The 4858-nt window shown below is 62.5% G+C and carries 6 protein-coding genes and 1 pseudogene; 1 reads left to right on the forward strand and 6 read right to left on the reverse strand.

All coding sequences use genetic code 11. The features are described 5' to 3' along the window. The 6 genes and pseudogenes from EOD15_RS37040 to EOD15_RS28515 form a co-directional block, all read right to left on the reverse strand. Positions 1 to 258, reverse strand: a pseudogene (locus EOD15_RS37040) (LysE family translocator); the annotation flags it as partial. Positions 259 to 289: 31 nt separating this feature from the next. After that, entirely contained in the window at positions 290 to 1126 is an 837-nt protein-coding gene (locus EOD15_RS28495) for a DMT family transporter (RefSeq protein ID WP_127319033.1), read from the reverse strand. Next, complete coding sequence (locus tag EOD15_RS28500; RefSeq protein WP_127319035.1) at positions 1123 to 1704, reverse strand: TetR/AcrR family transcriptional regulator; 582 nt, start codon at positions 1702 to 1704, stop codon at positions 1123 to 1125. The genes EOD15_RS28495 and EOD15_RS28500 overlap by 4 nt, the downstream gene beginning before the upstream one ends. 131 nt (positions 1705 to 1835) lie before the next feature. Further along, on the reverse strand, positions 1836 to 2288 hold the full coding sequence (locus tag EOD15_RS28505; RefSeq protein WP_127319037.1) for a hypothetical protein: 453 nt from the start codon (positions 2286 to 2288) through the stop codon (positions 1836 to 1838). A 193-nt stretch (positions 2289 to 2481) separates the two neighbouring features. Next, the gene (locus EOD15_RS28510) at positions 2482 to 3336 is read right to left on the reverse strand and encodes a 23S rRNA (adenine(2030)-N(6))-methyltransferase RlmJ (protein WP_127319039.1); all 855 of its coding nucleotides are present in this window, start codon (positions 3334 to 3336) and stop codon (positions 2482 to 2484) included. A 62-nt stretch (positions 3337 to 3398) separates the two neighbouring features. Continuing rightward, complete coding sequence (locus EOD15_RS28515) at positions 3399 to 4004, reverse strand: hypothetical protein (RefSeq protein WP_127319041.1); 606 nt, start codon at positions 4002 to 4004, stop codon at positions 3399 to 3401. 705 nt (positions 4005 to 4709) lie between these two features. Between EOD15_RS28515 and EOD15_RS28520 the strand changes: the two genes are divergently transcribed. After that, positions 4710 to 4858 (forward strand): NAD-dependent epimerase/dehydratase family protein (locus tag EOD15_RS28520; protein ID WP_127409057.1); only part of this gene is annotated, 149 nt, incomplete at its 3' end.

The raw sequence follows: 4858 nt of genomic DNA on the forward strand, positions 1-4858 counted from the left end.
GAACCGCGCGGCGTACGATCCCTGGCGTGCGCAACAGGCTGCGGGCGCGGCCGGCGAGGATGACATGAACGCCGATCACCACCGCTTCAACAGCCAGGATCACCATCATCAGCACACCAAGATGAGCAGCATTGAGCGATGCGCCGACGCCGCTAGGCAACAGCGCGACGTAGAACACGGCATTTTCGGATTGCCAAGATTGAGCGCGATGCCGGTGGCAAAAATCGTCAGCAGCCCTCGCCGTCCTGAGACGGGCTGCCGTCCAGAATCTTCGCGATCCGCATTTCCGTCAGGACTGATAGCCGAGGCAGATGGCGCCGAGCGCGACGATAGCGCAGGCGCCGACCCGCCGCGGCGTCAGCATCTCGCCGAGGAACAGGCGTCCGATGAAGGCCGCGAAGACGACGCTGGTTTCGCGGATCGCGGTGATCGGACCTGCTGGTCCGAGCGCGAAGGCCGCGACCACGACACCGTAGGCCAGAAGTGCAAACAGGCCTCCGCCGAGCGCCTTCCAGGTTTCAGGCGCGCGCGGGTCGACAATGAGCCGGCCACGGCAGGCGACGAAGGCCGCCGGCAGCAACGCGCCGTAGATCAGCAGGACCCATGCGGTGTAGGCGCCGGCATTTCCCGCCGCCCGAACGCCGAGCGCATCGACCGTCGCATAGGCGGCGATGATCGCTCCCGTTGCCAATGCATAGAATATCGATGTCGTGGCGGCCCTGCCCTGTCCGAGCGAAAGGCCCATGATGCCGCCAGCGACCAGCGCGACGCCGACGGTCTGCGGCAGAGTGAGCTGCTGGTTGGCCAGGAAGAACCCGCCGAGCGTGACAAGCAGCGGCACGCTGCCGCGAACGATCGGATAGACCTGCCCCAGTTCGCCATATCTGTAGGCGGCCACGAGAAACAAGGTGTAGCCAACCTGCAGGCAGGCCGAGAGCACGATATAGAACCAGGCCGGCGCGGCCGGAAGGTCGTGGAAGAAGGCGAAGGGGATGGCGAGCGCCGTGCTTGAAAAGCTCATGACAGTGACGGTCCACAACCTGTCGGCCCCCGTGCGCAGGAACGCGTTCCAGCTTGCGTGCAGGATCGCCGCAAACAATGCGAGCCCGATTACCAGCGGGCTCATTGCGGCCGGCGCGAGGCGGCGACGATGCCCATGGCCGCCTTGCGGGAGTCGCGAATGGCGGCTTCTGCTTGCCCCATCTGCGCCAGCAAGGTCGCACCTTCGATCAGCATAAGCAGCGTCGCCGCCACGCTCTCGGCGCAGCCGTGCGGCATCATCTCTTCGAGGATAGACTGCATGCGCCGCTTGAGGCCGTTCTTCTGCCTGACAACGGCCTCGAAAATCGGGTGCCCGGGATCGCCGAACTCGGCCAGCGCATGTGCGAACAGACAGCCATGGAAATCCGGGCTGCGGAACCAGCGTGCATGCCAGTCGAAGATTTTTCCGATTTTCTGCTCCGGCGGAACGTCCTCCTGGGCGAGCCGGTCGAGTTGGCGGTCGAAACGCATAGCGCGATAGTCGAGCACCTCGACGATCAGTTCGTCCTTGCTGGGAAAGTGGCGATACATCGTCATCTTGGCCACATCGGCTTCGGCGATGATCCGGTCGATACCGGTGGCATGGAAGCCGGCGCGCTTGAACAGCACGTAGGCCGTGTCAACGACGTGTTGGCGCTTGCCGGAAGCGGACGATGGCGTCATGGAGATTACCTAGTAGTGAGACAGGTCTGTCTCACCTCTATGCGACGGATCGAACCTGCTGTCAACGGCACGAAAACGCCTGCGGCCGATCAGGCCACAGGCGCGAAAGAGATTGGAAGGGGAAACGGGGTCTAGCGCAGAATGCGGCAGCGGCCGTTGTAGACCATCCAGCGGTCGAAGCCCGAGACGCAGAATTCGACATTGTCGCCGATCGAGGCAAAGCCCTGGCCTTCCTCGATCAGGTACCAGATGGTGCGATCGCGGCCGTCGGACAGGCTGACGGTGGCGCCGCAATAACGGCGACCGATCGGCCAGGTATCGTTGGCCGCCAGATAGCGATGCTGGTGGATGCGCCGGAAATCGGTGATCTGCACGTCAGGCAGATGCGGCACGTGATGCACCTGATAGGAAAAGCGGCTGGTGATCTTGTTCAGTACCCAGGGCTGACCGCAGACCTCGCTGTCTTCATCGGAATAGACAGTAAGATCGGCGGCCTGAACGGTCTGGGTGATACCGAGAGGCGCGGCAAGCGGGGTGCAGAGCGAAATCAGGGCGGCAAGGGCGGATTTGGCGAAGCGAGTCATGGCAGCCTCTCAAGGTCGATTGCGCGCACTGTGCGGATTCGCTCGGCGGCGGTCAAGCGGTTGCGTTGACAATGGTTTCCCAGTTTGAAACCGCTTTTTGACCAAAGCCGAATTTGCACGCACCGGAATGGCTCTGGCACGTTCATATCCAGACCCAAAGGAGCACGGTCCCTGGGTCGTCGATGAGCCCGCCTCAAGCCTGCTCGCCGGCCAGCCATTCCAGCGACCAGTGCGCCGGTCGCCCCACCGCAAGCAGCCTGTGCAGGGCCGGCAGCAGCGTCCGCAGCTCGCCCTCCAGCGTGAACGGCGGGTTGACCACCAGCAGACCGCTGCCGTCGAGGCTGGGTTCCGAAGAGGCCGGCCTGATCTCGAACTCGATGTCGAGCAGCTTCGGAATGCCGGATTGCTTCAGCGCCTTGCGGAAGGCGATGATCGCCTTCCGGTCCTTGATCGGATACCAGAGCGCGTAGATGCCGCCGGGCCACCGCTTGTGCGCCCTTATCAGCCCGTCGACGAGGCGTTCGAACTCACCCGCTTCCTCGAATGGCGGATCGATGAGGACAAGGCCGCGCTTTTCCTTCGGCGGCAGATGCGCGCCGAGCGCCAGCCAGCCATCGAGCTCGATGATCCGGGCCTGGAAATCGCCGGCAAAGAACGTCCTCAGCCTCGCGGCGTCCTTGGGGTGTAGCTCGATCGCCGTCAGCCGATCCTGCTTGCGCATGAGATGGCGTGCAATCAGCGGCGAGCCCGGGTACTTCTGGATGCCACCCTCGGGATTGAGCGACCGTATTGTCTTTAGATAAGGCTCGAGCAGCGCCGCCACCGGAGCGGCGAACGGGGCATCGATCAGCCTGCCGATGCCGCCTTGCCATTCACCCGTCTTCTGCGCCTCGGCGGACGACAGGTCGTAGCGGCCAATGCCGGCATGAGTGTCGACGACCCGAAACGCCTTATCCTTCTGCTTCAGATACTCGAGCAAGCGCGTCAGCACGACATGCTTGACGACGTCAGCAAAATTCCCGGCATGATAGGCGTGGCGGTAGTTCATGGTTTTGTGCCGTTATGCATGTCGTTGTCCCAAAACCGCTGCACACTTTTGGGCGACATGCATCAGCCCCTGCCCCAACGCGGCGGTGGCGGCTGCGAGTTCGGATTTTCCGGCCGGCCGCCCCGAGTGCGCAAAGTCAGCAAGAATCCGATCAGGCCGATCGCCATCAGCGCGAAGCCGACCGGCCGTGCACGGCTGTCGATCTCGCCGGCGCCGGAGCGCAGGATGAGATCGACCGCCCGCATCGGTATGTCGTCGGCATCACCCGGTCCGACGGTGAAGGTATAGGGGCCCGGGCTGACGGTCGCGATCACGCCGGCCTCGTCGCGAAAGATCTTGTCGGTCAGTTGCGGGCTAGCCTGGCGAGGATTGTCGGAATGGTTGAACTGCAGCGTCGAGGCGAGCACCGTGCGGCCATTGCTTGCAGCGGTCAGCGTCAGCACGGTGCGCTGCTGCGAAACGATGCGCTCGGCTCTTGCGGTCAGGTCGACCAGCACCCGCACAGGCGCGTCGCGGCCGGAGAGCGGCACCGTCAGCCGCTTGAAGCGGCCCTGCTCATAGACCCGCCAGGTGCCGATCTCATGGCCGGAGAAGTTGCTCATCGCCCAGGGATAGACGACACCGATGCCGGCGCCGACGAGCAGGATCAGGACAAACAGAAAGCGCATTCAGATCACCATGGCGTATCGTGACCTTGCCATAGCGCCCCGACGGCCAAAAGGCGATGGCCAGTTGCGGGCAGCCACCTGGAGGTGGGCCGTGCGGGTGCGAGCGCAACCAGATTGGCGGCGTGGCCGCGCAACAATTCAAGGTTCTACCTATGCGCTCAAAAATTAAGCCGAGTATTTCGCGCGCTGCGCTGACATCGCTGCCGGCTCATTCTCGGCCGTCCTTGCTGTCAAGTTTCGATTCTACCTGAAGGGACAGCTTCCGCGTCCGGTCACACATTGTCGTCGATCGAGCCAATATGCTGATTAGTAAAGAGGATTTTCCGTATGCGCCGTGTTTCAGCCCGAGAGACCGTCGCCCCCTCATGTTAACCATCCGCGAGTGCACTTGGTTAAGAAATCACTAATTTAGTTGACTATAATTTCCACAGGTATATTTTCGATATGTTGGGATGTGCAATTTGGGCGAGCAATCGGCGATGGTGACACCGAGCGGGTGACCGCGTTTTCGGGGCGCAGAGAATGCTGAGCGGCAGCACGGAGGTCGTGTAGTCGTACCAGCTTCGCGAAAGCCAAAGAACAATTAACGCACATCAGTGATGGCGATTCCGCAGACGCGGAGGTTTGCCACGTTCTCAGGAACGTGGCCGGGCGATGCTTTGTCCCGGCCCCGGCGGTAGCGTGTGCGGTGCGTGCGAGGAAAGCATGGGTAAGCTTGTCAAGGTTCTGAAACTGGAATCCGGCAGCCAAAGGGGCGCCAACCAAAGCCGACGACGCGCCCTTGTCGCCGGAGGAGCGGGGTTTTTAGGATCGCATTTGTGCGAACGTCTTTTGCGGGACGGATACGACGTTGT

Origin of the sequence: Mesorhizobium sp. M7A.T.Ca.US.000.02.2.1 (assembly GCF_003996995.1) — a bacterium.
Taxonomy (GTDB): domain Bacteria; phylum Pseudomonadota; class Alphaproteobacteria; order Rhizobiales; family Rhizobiaceae; genus Mesorhizobium.